The organism is Pelagivirga sediminicola, assembly GCF_003072125.1.
Classification (GTDB): domain Bacteria; phylum Pseudomonadota; class Alphaproteobacteria; order Rhodobacterales; family Rhodobacteraceae; genus Roseovarius; species Roseovarius sediminicola.
Genome location: NZ_QCYH01000005.1, coordinates 74,426 through 91,325, shown reverse-complemented (window position 1 = coordinate 91,325; position 16,900 = coordinate 74,426). Strand labels below are relative to the sequence as shown.

Below are 16,900 nucleotides of genomic sequence, written 5' to 3'. Positions count from 1 at the left end.
CCGCAGCCGCAGCCGCTCAGGCCGCCAGCATCGACTGCGCTTCGGTCATGATCGTATATAGCGTGGCAGGATCGGGATTTGCCCTCAGCTTGGCACAAAGCTGCGCGTCGCGCAGCGTGCGCGCAATCAGGGCAAGCGCCTTCAGATGCTCGACGCCCGCTTCCCTGGGCGCGAAAAGGGCAAAGGCCAGATCGACGGGCTGGCGATCCACTGCGTCGAAGTTGATCGGCTTTTCCAGCAGAACAAGCGCGCCGACGACACGGTCGATATCGTCCAGCCGCGCATGCGGCAGCGCCACGCCGTGCCCCACACCGGTGGGGCCCAGCGTCTCGCGCTCTTGCAGGGCTTCGATGGCGGCCTGGGCGTTCACGCCATAGACATCGTGGGCGATATCGCCCAGTTCATGCAACAGGCGCTTTTTGCTGGATGCGGCACCCAAAACGCGCACGGCTCCTGGTTTCAGGATCATGAGAATGTCCATTCACTGCTCCGAAGGTCCGGCACGCGTGGGTCCCGGACCTTGCGCCACCCGACCCGTTTTACGGATCGATCCACCCTATATTGCCGTCATCGCGGCGGTAGACCACGTTCAACCCGCTTTTTGCCTCGTTTCGAAATACCAGAACGGGGGCCCCTGCCAGCTCCATCTGCATCACGGCCTCTCCGACGGAGAGGGACGGGACCTGCGTCTCCATTTCGGCGACGATGATGGGCTGAAGGCTGTCGGGCTCCGATTCCACTCCTTCGGCTTCTGACGCGAGGATATACGAGGACGCTCCGAAAAGTTCAACCGGCTGCGTACGGTCCTTGTGATGGTCCTTCAGGCGGCGCTTGTAACGGCGCAGCTGCTTTTCCATTTTCTCGCGCGACGCGTCGAACGCGGCGTAGATTTCATGGGCCTTGCCGGTCGCCTGTGCGGTCAGACCCGTGGACAGGCTGACCACGGTTTCACATGAATATTCACTGGCGCTTTTGGAAAAGACGACCGTTGCACTGGTCGGACGCTCGGCGTATTTCGCCACGGCCTCGCCCAGTTCGGTCTTCACATGTGTCTGCAGGGCCTCGCCAATATCGATCTGCTTGCCAGTGATTTGATAGCGCATGGTCTCTCCTTCAAAAGGCGCGCCCGCCCCGGCCCGAATGACGCAAAAGCGCCCTTCGGGCTGTTGGGAAGGGCTGCTGGAAAACGGCATTTAGTTAACGATTTCAACACCGATCAAGGTAGATGACGCGTCTGCAGGTTCCAAATGCCATACCCTGATTGACGCGCTTATCGGCGCGTTTGTCAATGACGATCAGGGCATCGGCGCCGAAATCTGCCGATAATCGTCAGGAAATGCGAAAGTTTTCGCCCAGATAGACGCGGCGCACGTTCTCGTTTTCGACCACCTCGGCCGGCGTGCCTGACATCAGCACGGTTCCGTCATGCAGGATATAGGCGCGATCGACGATTTCCAGCGTCTCGCGCACGTTGTGATCGGTGATCAGCACGCCGATGCCGCGCTTTTTGAGGTCGGCGACAAGATGCCGAATATCGCCGACACTGATCGGATCCACGCCGGCGAAGGGCTCGTCCAGCAGCAGGTATTTCGGATCGGCGGCCAGGCAGCGCGCGATCTCGACGCGCCGCCGCTCGCCGCCCGACAGGGCCATTGCGGGCGCGCGGCGCAGATGCTCGACCGAGAATTCGGACAAAAGCTCTTCCAGTCGCTCGCGGCGCTTGTGCGCATCGGGTGTCGAGATATCGAGGATCGCCATGATGTTGTCCTCGACGGACAGGCCGCGAAAGATGGACATTTCCTGCGGCAGATATCCAACGCCCAGCTTTGCGCGGCGATACATCGGCAGGTTGGTCACGTCGCGCCCGTCGATGATCACGCGGCCGCCTTCGGGATAGATCAGGCCGGCGATCGCATAGAACGTCGTGGTCTTGCCGGACCCGTTCGGCCCCAGCAGCGCTGCCACCTCGCCCTGGCGCAGCCGCAGGTTCACATCGCGAATGACCACGCGTTTCTTGTAGCTTTTGCGCAGGTTGCGCACGATCAACCCGGACGTGTCGTCGTCCTGATCCCCGGCGATATGCAGATCGGGGCGCGTCACGGCCGTTTCTCGGGCTGCAGCACCGTCTTGACCTGGCCGCTCATCCGCGCGGTTCCCGCAGCGGTATCGACGGCCATCCGGTCCGCCGTGAGCGCGGCGGTTCCCTGCACCAGCAAGACGTCTCCGGACATTTCGATCATCCCGGTCTGCACGTCGTAATCGGCCTCGCGCGCCTCGGCCGCGTCCTCGCCACTGACCAGCGTGACGCCGCCGGTCGCGGACAGGCGTGCGATGCCGCTGCGATCCTCAAGATACACGACCAGAACACGGGGCGCCGACAGGCGCATCTCGCCCTGGCCGATCAACACGTTGCCGGTGAAGATGGCGGTGCCGTCGCTTTGGTCGACGTCAAGGTTCTCGGCCGTCACCTCGACGGGCAGGCCGCTGTCCTGCACGGTGCTGCCAAAGGCCACCTGCATGCCCTGGGCCTGCGCCTGTCCCGCCGCGGCGATGAAGCAAGAGAAAAGGATGGCTTGAATGAAACGCGGCAAATCGGTCAGTCCTTTGACTTTGCGGGCATGTATATCAGCTTGACCCCATCGGTGAACCGCAAATTTGCATTGCCCGTTTCGGGGTCCGACGTCAGCACCATGCGCCCGGCGCTGAGATCGCCGGGCGGGCCGGTGCCGGTGACGGCGCCGGGCGATTCCGCATAGAGCGTGTTGAACCGCGCGTTGATGCTCTGAGTGCGGATGTCATAACCTGTCGTGGTCACGACCTGCACATCGCCATCCAGACGCGCGGTCATCTTCGCCTGATCGGTCCTGCCGTTGCGCGCGAAAATGTCGACGATCCCGCCCCCGTTCAGCCGCATCCGCGCCTGAGCATCATCGGCCAGCAGAATATCGCGATCGCTGGGATCGGGGCGGACGGTGGAGGCGCGAAACGTCACCTCCTCGCCGCCCGAGGCGACCCCGGCAAAGCTGGGATTGGTCACGCCCTGATCATGCGCGCGCTGCGCCAGATCGACGTCCGACACCGGCAGCGTATGGTCCAGATCCACCTTTTGCGACAACAGGAACACCGTCGACAGCAGGCCCAGCGCAATAAGCGGCAGGATGATCTTGGCCCAGTTGACCAGACGCGTGTGAAAATTGTCGCCCCGGCGGATCAATGCGAGAAAATATCCTGTTCGGGCCATCCGGCCAGGTCCAGCCCGGCACGTGTCGGCAGAAAATCAAAGCAGGCCTGCGCCAGGTCCATCCGTCCTTCGCGCACCAGCCGCGTGTTCAGCTCGTCGCGCAGGCGATGCAGATAAAGAACATCCGATGCCGCATAGTCCAGCTGCGCGGCGGTCAGTTTCGGCGCCCCCCAGTCCGAGCTTTGCTGTTGCTTGGAGATATCGACGCCCAGCAGTTCCTGAAGAAGGTATTTCAGCCCGTGCCGGTCCGTATAGGTGCGGATCAGCTTGCTGGCGATCTTGGTGCAATAGACCGGCGCGGTGACGGCGCCGAATGCGTTCTGCATCGCCGCGATGTCGAAACGGCCGAAGTGAAACAGCTTCAGCACGTCCGGATCGGTCAGCATCGCGCACAGGTTCGGCGCTTCGGTCTGGCCGCGGGCGATCTGCACCAGATGTGCGTTGCCATCCCCGCCCGACATCTGAACCACGCACAGCCGGTCGCGATGCGGGTGCAGCCCCATCGTTTCGCAATCGATGGCCACGACCGGGCCAAGATCCAGACCGTCCGGCAAATCGCCTTGGTAGAGTGTGTTCGTCATGTCAGCCCCTTCGCGCTTTTGGGCATGGGATATATATGATTGCCCGGACCGGCCACCAGTATCTGGCGCCATGCGGCCGCGATATGGCGAAAATCGGGGCGGAAACGTGCCGCGGCGGCATAGGGGGCGCGGCGCCTACTCCGGGCCCTCGACCTTGCCGCGCAGGGCCTTTACGTCGCCGCGCACCTTCTTGGCCTTCAACCTGCGCTTTTTGGAGCCCAGCGTCGGCCGGGTCGGAATGCGGCGCTTGGGCTTTTCGCTGGCCTTGCGGATCAGCTCGGCCAGCCTTTCGCGGGCGATGTCGCGGTTGCGGGCCTGATGGCGCGTTTCGTCGCACTGGATGATCAGCGTGCCATCCTGCGTCCAGCGCCGCCCGGCCAGCCGCTTCAGCCGCCGTTTGACCGGATCGGGCAGGTTGGGCGAGCGCTCGGCCTCGAAGCGCAGCTCGACCGCGCTGGCCACCTTGTTGACGTTCTGACCGCCGGGGCCGCTGGCGCGCACGAACTGCTCGGTCAGTTCCCAATCCTCGATGGCTATGGTGTCTGTGATGCGCAACATGAGGCTCAATCTAGGGCGGAGCGGGACAAATCGAAAGGGCCGTCCCATATCCGGGACGGCCCTCTAGAAGTTTTCAGGAGGTGGGCCGGTTAGATGCGGCGCACCAATCAGGTTGTTTCAGATATCCGAGGGCTGCCTCAGATACGATCCCCCCCAACTGTTCCGACACCTCGCTCCAATACCTCTATAGACACTGGGCCACCTCCTTTCACTTGTTGAACTCAAAGGTAGCCTGCCACAAATTTTTGATATGTCAAAACAAATTTCACACGCCGCTTATTGCGACTGCAAGACGCCGACACATTGCTGCGGCAGATCGGTCATCGTCAGCTCGCGCTTGGGCTTGGGTTTGGGGGCGTTCGGGTCGCGCGGCTTGGGCTTTGGCGGGTTCAGGATGTTGTTCACCCATTGCTGCGCGTCGGCACAGCCATCGCCGGGGGGCGGCGGCGCCTGGTTGACGCATCCGCGCGCGCCATTCGGGCAGGCCAGCCGCACGTGGAAATGATAGTGATGCCCCCACCACGGCCGGATCTTGCGCAGCCAGTCGCGATTGCCCGTCTCATCCTTGCACATCTGCACCTTGGCACCCGGAAAGATGAAGATCCGCGCCACGCGCGGATCGCTGGCCGCGGCCTTCAGCAGCTCGTGCTGGCCGCGCGTCCAGCCCGAATTGACATAGGCGCCATTGGCGCGCCGGTAGGACACTGCCGACAGGTTCTCGCGCTCGCGGATCGTCAGGTTCAGGCGCGGCGGCGCCATCAGCCAGATATCCGCATCCAGCCCCATCTGGTGCGAGCGGTGCCCGCTCAGCATCGGGCCGCCGCGCGGCTGGCTCATGTCGCCCACATAAAGGCCCGGCCAGCCCATGCGCGCAGCCTTGGCCGACAGCTCGGTCACGAAATCGACCAGTTGGGGATGGCCCCAGTTACGATTGCGCGACAGGCGCATCGCCTGCCATGTCGGCCCGGTCTGGGGCAGCTGCACGCCGCCGGCCACGCAGCCCTTGGCATAGCTGCCGAACGGCTGGGCCGCCTGACGTGATCCGACGCGCGCGGCACCGAAGAACTGTTTCGCCTCCTTGCCCTGCATCGAGGCCGGAACGCCCTGCGCGGCGGCGGGCAGCGGGGCGGCCAGCGCCGCCGCGGCGGTAAGGGCCAGCGCCCTGAGATATGCCATCATGCGTCTGAATCTCCTTGGGGTTTTGCCCAGACTAGCAGCACCAGAGCGATCAGGAAAAGCCCGATCAGCGGGCCGGTGCCAATCCGCCGCCTGATGCCGGGCTTGCACCGGGCGCAATCGCGCCGACAAGACAGCGCCGCGCGGATCGCGGCAACCCCTTCCTGCGCCCTTGCGCTTGGCGCCCCCGCGCCTTACCTCGTTCGGTATCTTGGGAAGGACATTTTCGACATGCTGGCAATTTACGGACCCCTGCAACTGATCCTTAGCATCGTCTATTTCGTGATGATCATTCACATCATCATGAGTTGGCTGATCAATTTCCAGGTGCTCAATCTGCGCCAGCCGCTTGTCGCGCAGATCTGGCAGGGGCTGAACCGTCTGCTTGAGCCGATCTATCAGCCGATCCGCAATATCCTGCCCGATACGCGGCCTCTGGATCTGGCGCCGCTGGTGGCGCTGATCGTGGTGATCTCCCTGCGCGCCTACGTGCTGCCGGTGATTTTCGGCTTCGCCTGAGGCAGGCGGGGACTGGCGCCGCTGGTGGCGCTGATCGTGGTGATCTCCCTGCGCGCCTACGTGCTGCCGGTGATTTTCGGCTTCGCCTGAGGCAGGCGGGGACTGGCGCCGCTGGTGGCGCTGATCGTGGTGATCTCCCTGCGCGCCTACGTGCTGCCGGTGATTTTCGGCTTCGCCTGAGGCAGGCGGGGACTTGTTCACCGAATCTTAGTGTGAAAATACTCTTGTAAGAGCAGCACAGCCAACTTGCAGGTATTCCATGCCCCCCGCCGCCACCCTTCTGAGGGACATCTTCGGATTCGATGCCTTCCGCCCCGGTCAGGAGGAAATCGTGACCGCCGTGGCCGAAGGGCGCAACGTGCTGGCGATCATGCCGACGGGCGGCGGCAAATCGCTGTGTTTCCAGTTGCCCGCGCTGATGCGCGACGGCGTGACGGTGGTGATCTCGCCGCTCATCGCGCTGATGCGCGATCAGGTCCGCGCCCTGCGCGCCGCCGGGGTCGAGGCCGGCGCGCTCACCTCCGGCAACACTGAGGAGGAGACCGCAGCCGTCTGGGAGGCGCTGGAGGCGGGGCGGCTGAAACTGCTCTACATCGCGCCCGAACGGCTCGCCGCCGGGTCCGCCATGGGCATGCTGCGGCGGATCAATGTCACCCTGATCGCGGTGGACGAGGCGCATTGCGTCAGCCAGTGGGGCCATGATTTCCGCCCCGATTATCTGCGCATCGGGGAATTGCGCCGCGCGCTGGGCGTGCCGCTGGCCGCCTTCACCGCCACGGCGGACGCGGAGACGCAGGACGAGATCATCGAGAAGCTGTTCGACGGCGCCGCGCCCGAACGCTTCCTGCACGGGTTCGACCGGCCCAACATCCACCTTGCCTTTCAGGCCAAGCACAGCCCGCGCCGCCAGATCATGGACTTTGCCAAGGCGCGCAAGGGGCAGTCCGGCATCGTCTATTGCGGCACCCGCGCGCGCACCGAAACGCTGGCGCAGGCGCTGCGCGAGGCAGGGCACAACGCGGTTGCCTATAACGGCGGGATGGAGGCGGGAGAGCGGCGCCATGTCGAGACGCGCTTCAATACCGAGGACGGGCTGATCGTGGTGGCCACCGTCGCCTTCGGCATGGGCGTGGACAAGCCCGACATCCGCTGGGTCGCCCATGCGGACCTGCCCAAATCCATCGAATCCTATTATCAGGAAATCGGCCGCGCGGGCCGCGACGGCGCCCCGGCCGAAACCCTCACGCTTTACGGCCCCGACGATATCCGCCTGCGCCGCTCCCAGATCGACGAGGGGCTGGCCCCGCCCGAACGCCGCATGGCCGATCACGCGCGGCTCAATGCGCTGCTGGGACTGGCCGAGGCGCTGGAATGCCGACGCGTCAAACTGCTGGGCTATTTCGGCGAGGGTGCGAAGCCTTGCGGCAATTGCGACTTGTGCGATACGCCCCCTGCCACGTTCGACGGGACCGAAGCGGTGCGCAAGGCGCTGTCGGCGATCCTGCGCACGGGCGAATATTTTGGCGCGGGCCACCTGATCGACGTGCTGACCGGCAAGCTGACCGAGAAGGTGCGCCAGCGCGGACATGACGCCCTGCCCACCTTCGGCGTCGGCAAGGATATGTCGAAACAGGGATGGCAGGCGATTTTCCGGCAGATGATGGGGCATGATCTGGTCCGCCCCGATCCCGAACGCCACGGCGCGCTGCGCATGACGGACCCCGCCGTGCCGATCCTGAAGGGCGAGGCGGAAATCACCCTGCGCCGCGACACGATGCAAACGAAGGACCGCCGCCCGGCCGTGCGCGCACTGGTGTCGGACGAGGACGCGCCGCTGCTCTCGGCGCTTAAGGCGCGGCGCCGGGCCTTTGCCGAGGCGCAGAGCGTTCCCGCCTACATCGTCTTCAACGACCGCACCCTGATCGAGATGGCCGAGGTTCGCCCCGCCACGCTGGACCAGATGGCGCGGATCGGCGGCGTCGGCGCCAAGAAGCTGGAGCAATACGGGGGCGCGTTCCTGTCGGTCATCAACGGCGAAGCCGCGCAGATGCACCCCGCAAGGCGCAAACTGGCCGGGCGCACGGCGGGCAGCGTCTATGACCGCCTGATCGAGGTGCAACAGCAACTGGCGCGCGGCGCCGAGGGGCTGGACAAACCGCTGAGCTGTTCGAACACGCTCATCACCCGGATTGCCGAGACGCGCCCGCGCGATCCCGCGCAGATGGCGCGCATCCTCGGCGACAAGCGGGCCGAACGCTTTGGCACCGCCTTTCTGGACGTTCTGCAAGAGGCGGACTAAGTCTGAGGTAGATCGAAAGGATTTGCCCATGCTCGTCGTCATCTCGCCCGCCAAGAAACTGGACATGTCGCCCACGGACACGGCCGCCACCGTGCCCGGTTTTGCCAAGGACGCCAATGCGTTGGCCCGCGTCGCGGGCGATCTGACGCAGGCCGAGCTGCAGGATCTGATGAGCATCAGCGCCGATCTGGCCAAACTGAACGCCGAGCGGTTCGCCGATTTCGGCGAGATGGACAGCAAGCCCGCGGCGCTCGCCTTTGCCGGGGACACCTATCAGGGGCTTGAGGCCGGCAGCCTTGACGAGGCTGAACTGGACTGGGCGCAGGATCATCTGCGCATCCTGTCGGGGCTTTACGGCCTCTTGCGCCCGCGCGACGCGATTCAGCCCTACCGGCTGGAAATGGGCAGCAAGCTGAAGACGGAAAAGGGCAAATCGCTTTATGAATATTGGGACGACCGGATCGCCGAGGCGCTGAACCGGCATGCGGCCGAGGTGGATGCCAAGGTGCTGGTCAACTGCGCCAGCCAGGAATATTTCGGCGCCGTCGATCTGGACGCGCTGAAACTGCGCGTCGTCACCCCCGTCTTCATGGAGGACAAGGGCGGAGACCCCAAGATCGTCAGCTTCTATGCCAAGAAAGCGCGCGGCGCGATGGCGCGATTCATCATCCAGAACCGCCTGACCGATGCCGAAGCCCTGCAAGATTTCGACACCGGCGGCTACGCCTATCGGCCCGAACTGTCCGAAGACGACAAGCCCGTGTTCGTGCGCAGCGCAGACGCGTCCTGATCCTGCTCCGCGCCCGGGACCGCCGGGCGCGCGCCCGGCGGGCGGATGCCGGTGATCAGCTCGTGAATCGCGGCCTTGCGCAGCGGCTTGGTCAGGTAGTGATCAAGGCCCGCCGCCAGGATGCCGGCATCGTCGCCCTCCATCGCGTGGGCGGTCATCGCGACCACCGGAACATGCGCGCCGCTGGCTTTTTCGAGATCGCGGATATGCTGCGTGGCCTCCTTGCCGTCCATCATCGGCATCGAGATGTCCATGAAGACGATGTCCGGCCTGAAGGACTGGTAAAGCTCGACCGCCTCGACCCCGTTTTCGGCAAAGACCAGCTCGATATCCAGCGTCTTTACCATCTTCGCGAAAACCAGCCGGTTGGTCTTGTTGTCCTCGGCGGCCAATACCCGCAACGCGCGCGTGGGCGTTTGCGGCGCGGGCGCGTCGCCCAGCCGCGCCGGAGCGGCGCTGCGCGTGCCCTGCCCCAGCCCGTCCAGCATCGCAAAGAGCGCGCGGCGCGGCACCGGTTTTTGCAGCACGGCATGCAGCAGCCCGCGCGCCGGATCCTGCTCGGCATGGCCGGTGCTGCCGCTGAGCAGAACGACCGGAACGGCGCGGCCTGCGGCGCGCAACGCCTCGGCCAGTTCCAACCCGTCCATCGCAGGCAAATGGTGCTCGACCAGCACCAGGTCCATGCTGTCATCGATCAGCGCGAGCGCTTCGGCGCCGCTGGCGCAGCAGATCGTTTCGATGCCGAGCAGATCCAGCTGCCTTTGCAGCACGATCCTGTTGGCGTCGTGGCTGTCCACGATCAGCACGCGGCGCACGCCCTCGGGGCGCACCGGCGCGGGCTGATCGCCGCCCACCATCGGCATCGTGATGCGGAAACCGAAGGTCGAGCCGGCGTCAAGCTCGCTTTCGACCCAGATTTCCCCGCCCATCATCCGGATCAGCTGCTGCGAGATGGCCAGCCCCAGCCCGGTCCCTTCGAACCGGCGATTATGCTCGTCATCGACCTGATTGAATTCGCCAAAGACGTGGCTGACCTTGGAGGCCGGTATGCCGATGCCGGTATCCTCAACCGTGACATGGACCTGCGCCGCGCCCTGATCGTCCACGACGCCGGTGACGCGGATCAGGACGTGCCCCTTCAGCGTGAACTTGATCGCGTTGCCCATGAGGTTGGTCAGCACCTGCCGCAGGCGCCCCGGATCGCCGATGAACTGCGTGGGCAGGAACAGATCATAATCCAGCAGGATCTCAAGCCCCTGATCGCGCGCCTTGGGCTGCATCAGCATGATCAGCTCGTGAATGCAGCGCTCCAGATCGAACGGCTCGGGATGCAGGACCAGCTTTTCCGCCTCGATCTTGGAATAATCCAGCACGTCGTTGATGATGACCAGCAGCGCCTCGCCCGAATTCTTGATGGTGTTGGCATAGAGCAGCTGTTCCTCGGTCAGCTCGGTATCCTTCAGAAGATCGGCCATGCCGACGACGCCGTTCATCGGCGTGCGGATCTCGTGGCTCATGTTGGCAAGAAACGATGATTTGGCCCGGTTCGCCGCCTCCGCGCGGGCGCGCGCCTCTTTCAGGCGCTTTTCATAGCGGATGGTCGAGGTGATGTTCAGCGCCAGACTGACCACGTCGCCGCCATGGCCGCGCTGGTCGATCAGCTTGATATACTCGCCGCTCCAGAGGCGGATGACGACCGGTTCGGGATTGCAGCCTTGCCAGCGGTCCAGCATATCCTCGCGCCACGCCGCCGGAGCCTGATCGCCGATATCGACGATGCCCTCTTCGGTGGCCAGTTGCAGGATTTCGACATAGCTGATGCCCGGCTCCAGCGCCTCGATCCCGTCGAACACCGCCATGTAAGCCTGATTGGCCGCGATCATGCGGCTGTTTTCGTCAAAGAAGGCGAAACCGTCCTGAATGGTCTCGATCGAATGCCACAGCCTGCGCTCGGCCACCTGCACCTTTTCGTTGGCGACGTGCAGATCCGATTTGACGCGCTGATTCTCGTCCAGCGCGGTCTGCACCTTGGCGCGGGTGACGACGATCTCGTCGGACAGGGCGCGCGCGTGTTTGCCCAGCTTGCGGTTGGCCGCGTGCAATTCGGCCTGTTTCTGTTCCAGCAGCCGCTCGGCGGCCAGACGTCCGCGCCGCTCCTCCGCCAGCTTGTTGGCAAGGCTCATGCCGCTCCTCCGCCGTGCCATTCCCCAAGGTTCCCCCGACAATCGTGCATCAGCGTGAACAAAGGCTTAACGCCGCACCTGAATCATTGCCCCGGATCGGGCCGCGTGCCACCATGCGCATAGTTTTGCCGGGAGTTTTCCAATGCTGCGCCACGTCTTGCTGTCTGTCGTTCTTGCCTGCATCGCCACGCTCTCGGTCGCGCAATCGGCGGTGCCTGACAAACGCGCCATCGTCACGCGGGACGTGGATTTCTACGGATCCGACCTGACCGCGCTGTTCGACACCACGTTCGAAGCCTGCCAGACCGCGTGCCTGTCGACCCCCGACTGCCACGCCTTCACCTTCAACACGAAATCCAGCGCCTGCTTTCCCAAAAGCGCGGTGAGCGACGAAAAGCCGTTCGCGGGCGCCTATTCCGCGCGCGTTGCGGACACCAATCCAAGGGTGCTGGAGCAGGCGGACGCGTTGGCCGCGGATCTGGAATTTCTGGGGCAGGACATTTTCGCACAGATGCGCAAGCAGGCGAGCGACATCGGACGCAAGCATCCGGGCGGCGCCTATACGGCGCAGGCCATGATGCAGGCCGCGCAGGAGCGGATGGCCGAGGGCGACGCGCTGAACGCGATGCGCTGGGCCGGGGCCGCCGTATCGGTCAGCGATGCCAGCGATCACTGGACCGAATATGCGCGCCTGTCGCTGCTGGTGGCCGAAAACAAGTCCAGCCTTGGGCAGCAAGCGGCCCTCGCGGCGGTAAACGGCTATGTCCGCGCGCTTTCGGGCGGGGCGCGCGTCAATGCGCTGCTGATCCTTGCCGATGCGCTGGAGCGCGGCGAGCGAGGCCGCGAGATGGTGCAGGCCCTGCGCCTTGCCGAAGGGATCGAGCCGCGCGCCGATGTCGTCGCCGCGCTGGAGGATGCGAGCGCGAAATACGGCTTTCGCATCATCGACAACAGCACCGACAATGACAGCGCGACACCGCGCATCTGCGCCGAGTTTTCGGGCGAAGTGATCGCCGCCGGCACCGATTACACGCCTTTCGTCCGCCTGCCCGATCCCGGCCTTGTCGTTCAGCCCGAGGACCGGCAGATCTGCATCGACGGCGTCCGGCATGGCGAGCGCTACAGCGTCACCTTTCGCCGCGGCCTGCCCGCCGCCAATGGCGAGACGCTGCTGAAGGATGTCGAGATCACGTCCTATGTGCGCGACCGCGCACCGCAGGTCAGCTTTCCGGGCCGGGCCTTCGTGCTGCCGCGTGCGGCCGATGCCGCGCTGCCGGTAGAGACGATCAACCTGAACACGGTCGATCTGAGCCTGCGGCGCGTCAGTGACCGCAACCTGCTGCGCGCCATTCAGGACGACTATTTCGGGCGCCCTTTGAACGGCTATGACCTTGATCACTTCTCGCAAAGCATCGCGCAGGATGTCTGGACCGGCACGGGCGAGGTTCAGAACGAGCTGAACCAGACGATGACGACGCGCCTGCCGATGGGCGGCGTGCTGAAGGATCAGCCGCCGGGCATCTATACGCTGACCGCCCAGATCGAAGGCACCGAAAGCCATGAGGAGGCGGGCGCGACCCAGTGGTTCGTGCTGACCGATCTGGGGCTGACCACGCTCATGGGCAATGACGGCCTGCATGTCTTTGCCCGCAGCCTCGCCAGCGCGGATGCGCTGGAGGGGATCGAGGTGACGCTGATCTCGCGCGCCAACGCGGTGCTGGACACGGCGCAGACCGATGCAGACGGCCATGCCGCCTTCGATGCGGGTCTGACGCGCGGCACCGGGGGCGCGGCGCCTGCGTTGGTCGTCGCGCGGAGCGGCGACGAGGATACAGCGTTCCTGTCGCTGACCGATCCGGCCTTCGATCTGTCCGACCGCGGGGTCGAGGGGCGCCCGCCCGCGCCGCCCGTCGACGTCTTTCTTGCCACCGATCGCGGCGCCTATCGCGCGGGCGAGGTGATCCATGCCACCGCGCTTGCGCGCGACGACCGCGCCGCGGCCATCGGGGGCCTTGCCCTCACCGCGATCCTGACGCGCCCCGACGGCGTGGAATACGCCCGCCATCTTTCGGCCGAGGACGCGTCCGGCGGGCATGTCTTTACCATGCCGGTGGGCGAGACAGCGCCGCGTGGCACGTGGACGCTGGACATCAAGGCCGATGTGGACGCGCCCGCGCTGGCCAGCACGCAACTGCTGGTCGAGGATTTCCTGCCCGAGCGGATCGATTTCACGCTGTCCCTGCCCGAAGGCACGCTGAGCGCGGATGCCCTGCCGCCGCTCAAGGTGGATGCCAGGTATCTTTTCGGCGCCGCCGGGGCGGGGCTGAAGTCCGAAGGCCAGCTGGTGGTTCGTCCCACCCGCAGCCTTGATGATTTCCCGGGCTACGTCTTTGGCCGCCATGACGCGGACACCGCGCCAAAGGTGCAGTTCTTTGATCCCGGCATGACGGATGACAGCGGCGCGCTGACCCAGCCCCTGGAAGTGCCGCAGGATCTGGACGGCGCGCAGCCCCATAGCGCCACCGCCGTGCTGCGCCTGCGCGAGGGGTCGGGCCGCCCGGTGGAGCGGCAGATCACCCGCACGCTGGCCCCGGCCAAGCCGATGATCGGGATCAAGCCCCGCTTTGACGACGTCGTTCAGGAAGGCACCGACGCCGCCTTCGACATCATCGCCGTCGGGCCGGACCTGGCGCGCACGGACATGGACGTGGCGTGGACGCTGAACCGCGTGACCACGCGTTATCAATGGTATCAGCAATACGGCAACTGGAACTGGGAGCCGATCACCACGCGCAAGCGCATCGCCACCGGCAGCGGAACGCTGGGCGATGTGCCGCTCAGCGTTTCGGCCCCCGTCGAATGGGGCGAGTATGAGCTGGTGGTCGAACGGACCGGCGGCGCCTATGTCGCCTCCTCGGTCGATTTCTATGCCGGCTGGTATGCGCCCGCCGACAGCAGCAAGGCGCCCGACACGCTGGAGCTGTCGCTGGACGCCGAAAGCTATGACGCTGGCGACACCGCGCAGCTGCGCATCGTGCCGCGCTATGCCGGCACGGCGCTGGTGACGGTGATGTCCAACCGCGTCATTTCCCGCAAGGCCGTGGAGGTCAGCGAGGGCGAGAACATCATCCCCGTGGGCGTAACCGAGGATTGGGGCACCGGCGCCTATGTCAGCGCGCAGGTGATCCGCCCCATGGACGTGGCGGCGGGGCAGAACCCGGCGCGCGCGCTGGGTCTGGCCCATGCGCGGATTGATCCGGGCGCGCGGCAACTGGCCGTGACGATCGACGCACCGGATGCGTCGGATCCGCGCGGGCCGCTGAACGCCACCGTCAAGATGGACGGGCTGGAGGGGCAGGCAGGCTTTGTCACGCTGGCGGCGGTGGATGTGGGCATCCTCAACCTCACCGGTTTCGACAGTCCCGATCCGTCGGTGCATTACTTTGGCCAGCGGCGGCTGGGCGTCGAGATGCGAGATATCTATGGGCGCCTCATCGACGGCATGAACGGCGCTGCGGGCACCGTGCGTTCGGGCGGGGATGCGGGCAACGGCATGGACCGCCAATCGCCGCCCCCCACCGAAGAGCTGGTGGCCTATTTCACCGGCCCGCTCAGCGTGGGCGCGGACGGCACCGCCGAGGCATCCTTTGACATCCCCGATTTCAACGGCACCGTGCGCCTGATGGCCATCGCCTGGAGCGCCGACGGCGTCGGGCAGGCCGCGCGCGACGTGCTGGTGCGCGATCCTGTCGTGCTGACCGCGTCCGTGCCGCGCTTCCTTGCGCCCGGCGACAGCAGCTCGATGCTGCTGGAGATCGTGCATGCCACCGGGCCTGCGGGGCGGGTCGGGCTGGACATCACGGCGCCGGGCCTGACGCTGGCCGAGAGCGTGCCTGCCGAGCTCGATCTGCAGGACGGGCAGAAGCAATCCTTCCGCCTGCCCATCACCGCGGGCGAGGTCGGCGATTACGAGATCCGCATCGCCCTGACCACGCCGGACGGCAAGCAACTGACCAAGTCGCTGACGCTGCCGGTGCGCGCCAATGACCCGCCGGTATCGGAGACGCGCCGGTTCGAGCTGGCGGCAGGCGATACCTTCACGCTGACCGATGACGTCTTTGCCGGATACCGCCCCGGCACGGGCGAGGCGGTGATTTCCGCCGGGGCGCTGGCGCGGCTGAACGTGCCGGGCCTTCTGCAATCGCTGGACCGCTATCCCTATGGCTGCACCGAGCAGGTGACGTCGCGCGCGATGCCGCTGCTCTATTTCAATCAGGTCGCCACGGCGCTCGGGCTGGGCAATGACGGCGCCATCGCCAAGCGCGTGGATCAGGCGGTGGCCCGCGTGCTGACGCGCCAGACCTCAAGCGGCGCGTTCGGCATGTGGCGCGCGGATTCGGGCGATTTCTGGCTGGATGCCTATGTCGCCGATTTCCTGTCGCGCGCCCGCGCCGAGGGGTTTGACGTGCCGGACCGTGCCTTTGCCATGGCGATGGACAACCTGCGCAACCGCGTGAACTATGCCCCCGATTTCGACAGCGGCGGCGAGGATATCGCCTATGCGCTGATGGTTCTGGCACGCGAAGGCGCGGCGGCGATGGGCGATCTGCGCTATTACGCGGACGTGAAGGCAGGCGATTTCGCCACTCCGCTGGCGCAGGCGCAACTGGGCGCCGCGCTGGCCTCCTACGGCGATCAGACCCGCGCGGACCGCATGTTCAGCGCAGCCCTGGACAGCACCGGGCGCGTGAGCGATCCGGCGCATGTCTGGCGCGCCGATTACGGCACCGCCCTGCGCGACCGCGCCGGGGTTCTGGCGCTTCTGGCCGAGGCCGGCAGCAACGTCGGCGACCGCGACGCGCTGGCGCGCAGTATCGCGGGCGAGGGTCCGCACCTGTCGACGCAGGAAGAGGCGTGGAGCCTTCTGGCCGCCCGCGCGCTGATCGGCGATACCGCGTCGCAGGGCCTGACGCTGAACGGCGAGGCGGTGGAAGGCGCGTTCCTGCGCAAGCTGGAGGCCGGCACCGTCCAGCCGCAGCAGATCACCAACACCGCGCAGCGCGATACCGATATCACGCTGACCACCTTCGGCGTGCCGCAGGTGCCCGGACCGGCGGACGGCTATGGCTACCGGATCGAGCGGGCGTATTTCGACATGGACGGCGGGGCTGTATCGCTGGAGGGTGTCCCCTCGGGCACGCGGCTGGTGGCGGTGCTGACCGTCACGCCGTTCGAGGAGGCGCAGGCGCGGCTGATCATCGACGATCCGCTGCCTGCGGGTCTTGAGATCGACAATCCCAACCTGCTCAGCTCCGGCGATGTCGGCGCGCTGGACTGGCTGAACGCGGCCTATACCGAGCACAGCGAGTTCCGCTCGGACCGCTTCATCGCCGCTGTCGAATGGCGCAGCAAGGATGCCTTCAACCTTGCCTATATCGTGCGCGCCATTTCGCCGGGGCAATATCACCACCCCGCGGCCACGGTCGAGGATATGTATCGCCCCGAATACCGCGCGCATACCGATACCGGCGCCATGACAGTGACCGAGTAGGG

The 16,900-nt window shown here is 65.7% G+C and carries 13 protein-coding genes; 4 read left to right on the top strand and 9 right to left on the bottom strand.

Annotated elements, in window-relative coordinates; genetic code table 11:
- Positions 1–16: 16 nt before the first annotated feature.
- From DC366_RS10230 to mepA, 8 genes are all read right to left on the bottom strand, one after another.
- Complete coding sequence (locus DC366_RS10230; RefSeq protein ID WP_108692109.1) at positions 17–481, bottom strand: PTS sugar transporter subunit IIA; 465 nt, start codon at positions 479–481, stop codon at positions 17–19.
- Positions 482–539: 58 nt separating this feature from the next.
- A complete protein-coding gene (gene hpf, locus DC366_RS10225; protein ID WP_108692108.1) occupies positions 540–1,103 on the bottom strand; it encodes a ribosome hibernation-promoting factor, HPF/YfiA family in 564 nt (187 codons plus the stop codon).
- 226 nt (positions 1,104–1,329) lie between these two features.
- Positions 1,330–2,100 carry an LPS export ABC transporter ATP-binding protein gene (lptB, locus tag DC366_RS10220; protein WP_207768692.1) on the bottom strand — a complete coding sequence of 257 codons (771 nt, stop codon included), beginning with the start codon at positions 2,098–2,100 and terminating at the stop codon, positions 1,330–1,332.
- Entirely contained in the window at positions 2,097–2,519 is a 423-nt protein-coding gene (locus tag DC366_RS10215) for an LptA/OstA family protein (protein ID WP_108692299.1), read from the bottom strand. Before DC366_RS10215 ends, lptB begins: the two co-directional genes overlap by 4 nt.
- A 77-nt stretch (positions 2,520–2,596) precedes the next feature.
- Positions 2,597–3,241 carry a hypothetical protein gene (locus DC366_RS10210; RefSeq protein ID WP_243405098.1) on the bottom strand — a complete coding sequence of 215 codons (645 nt, stop codon included), beginning with the start codon at positions 3,239–3,241 and terminating at the stop codon, positions 2,597–2,599.
- Positions 3,211–3,822 carry a ribonuclease D gene (locus tag DC366_RS10205; protein WP_108692107.1) on the bottom strand — a complete coding sequence of 204 codons (612 nt, stop codon included), beginning with the start codon at positions 3,820–3,822 and terminating at the stop codon, positions 3,211–3,213. Before DC366_RS10205 ends, DC366_RS10210 begins: the two co-directional genes overlap by 31 nt.
- A 135-nt stretch (positions 3,823–3,957) precedes the next feature.
- Positions 3,958–4,380: an alternative ribosome rescue aminoacyl-tRNA hydrolase ArfB gene (arfB, locus tag DC366_RS10200; protein WP_108692106.1), complete on the bottom strand. Its 423-nt coding sequence runs from the start codon at positions 4,378–4,380 to the stop codon at positions 3,958–3,960.
- A 276-nt stretch (positions 4,381–4,656) separates the two neighbouring features.
- Complete coding sequence (gene mepA, locus DC366_RS10195) at positions 4,657–5,556, bottom strand: penicillin-insensitive murein endopeptidase (protein WP_108692297.1); 900 nt, start codon at positions 5,554–5,556, stop codon at positions 4,657–4,659.
- 231 nt (positions 5,557–5,787) lie between these two features.
- On the opposite strand from mepA, the gene DC366_RS10190 reads away from it, so the two are divergent.
- The 3 genes from DC366_RS10190 (at position 5,788) to yaaA (ending at position 9,164) form a co-directional block, all read left to right on the top strand.
- Positions 5,788–6,075, top strand: a complete 288-nt coding sequence (locus DC366_RS10190; protein ID WP_108692105.1) for a YggT family protein — start codon at positions 5,788–5,790, stop codon at positions 6,073–6,075.
- A gap of 259 nt (positions 6,076–6,334) precedes the next feature.
- Positions 6,335–8,374 (top strand): DNA helicase RecQ, encoded by a 2,040-nt coding sequence (gene recQ / locus DC366_RS10175; protein WP_108692104.1) that lies wholly within the window; start codon positions 6,335–6,337, stop codon positions 8,372–8,374.
- 28 nt (positions 8,375–8,402) lie between these two features.
- Positions 8,403–9,164, top strand: coding sequence for a peroxide stress protein YaaA (gene yaaA / locus DC366_RS10170; protein WP_108692103.1), 762 nt, complete (start codon positions 8,403–8,405; stop codon positions 9,162–9,164).
- Here the strand turns inward: yaaA and DC366_RS10165 are convergent.
- Positions 9,101–11,347: a response regulator gene (locus DC366_RS10165; RefSeq protein ID WP_108692102.1), complete on the bottom strand. Its 2,247-nt coding sequence runs from the start codon at positions 11,345–11,347 to the stop codon at positions 9,101–9,103. The genes yaaA and DC366_RS10165 overlap by 64 nt on opposite strands.
- Before the next feature lie 142 nt (positions 11,348–11,489).
- Here DC366_RS10165 and DC366_RS10160 point away from each other — a divergent pair, with 142 nt between their 5' ends.
- Positions 11,490–16,898, top strand: coding sequence for an alpha-2-macroglobulin family protein (locus DC366_RS10160; protein ID WP_108692101.1), 5,409 nt, complete (start codon positions 11,490–11,492; stop codon positions 16,896–16,898).
- Positions 16,899–16,900 lie beyond the last annotated feature (2 nt).

Coding starts and splice junctions, on each gene's coding strand:
- DC366_RS10230 (WP_108692109.1), bottom strand. CDS start 481: ATGGACATTCTCATGATCCTGAAACCAGGAGCCGTGCGCGTTTTGGGT.
- hpf (WP_108692108.1), bottom strand. CDS start 1,103: ATGCGCTATCAAATCACTGGCAAGCAGATCGATATTGGCGAGGCCCTG.
- recQ (WP_108692104.1), top strand. CDS start 6,335: ATGCCCCCCGCCGCCACCCTTCTGAGGGACATCTTCGGATTCGATGCC.
- DC366_RS10190 (WP_108692105.1), top strand. CDS start 5,788: ATGCTGGCAATTTACGGACCCCTGCAACTGATCCTTAGCATCGTCTAT.
- DC366_RS10215 (WP_108692299.1), bottom strand. CDS start 2,519: ATGCAGGTGGCCTTTGGCAGCACCGTGCAGGACAGCGGCCTGCCCGTC.
- DC366_RS10165 (WP_108692102.1), bottom strand. CDS start 11,347: ATGAGCCTTGCCAACAAGCTGGCGGAGGAGCGGCGCGGACGTCTGGCC.
- arfB (WP_108692106.1), bottom strand. CDS start 4,380: ATGTTGCGCATCACAGACACCATAGCCATCGAGGATTGGGAACTGACC.
- DC366_RS10205 (WP_108692107.1), bottom strand. CDS start 3,822: ATGACGAACACACTCTACCAAGGCGATTTGCCGGACGGTCTGGATCTT.
- yaaA (WP_108692103.1), top strand. CDS start 8,403: ATGCTCGTCGTCATCTCGCCCGCCAAGAAACTGGACATGTCGCCCACG.
- DC366_RS10210 (WP_243405098.1), bottom strand. CDS start 3,241: ATGGCCCGAACAGGATATTTTCTCGCATTGATCCGCCGGGGCGACAAT.
- mepA (WP_108692297.1), bottom strand. CDS start 5,556: ATGGCATATCTCAGGGCGCTGGCCCTTACCGCCGCGGCGGCGCTGGCC.
- DC366_RS10160 (WP_108692101.1), top strand. CDS start 11,490: ATGCTGCGCCACGTCTTGCTGTCTGTCGTTCTTGCCTGCATCGCCACG.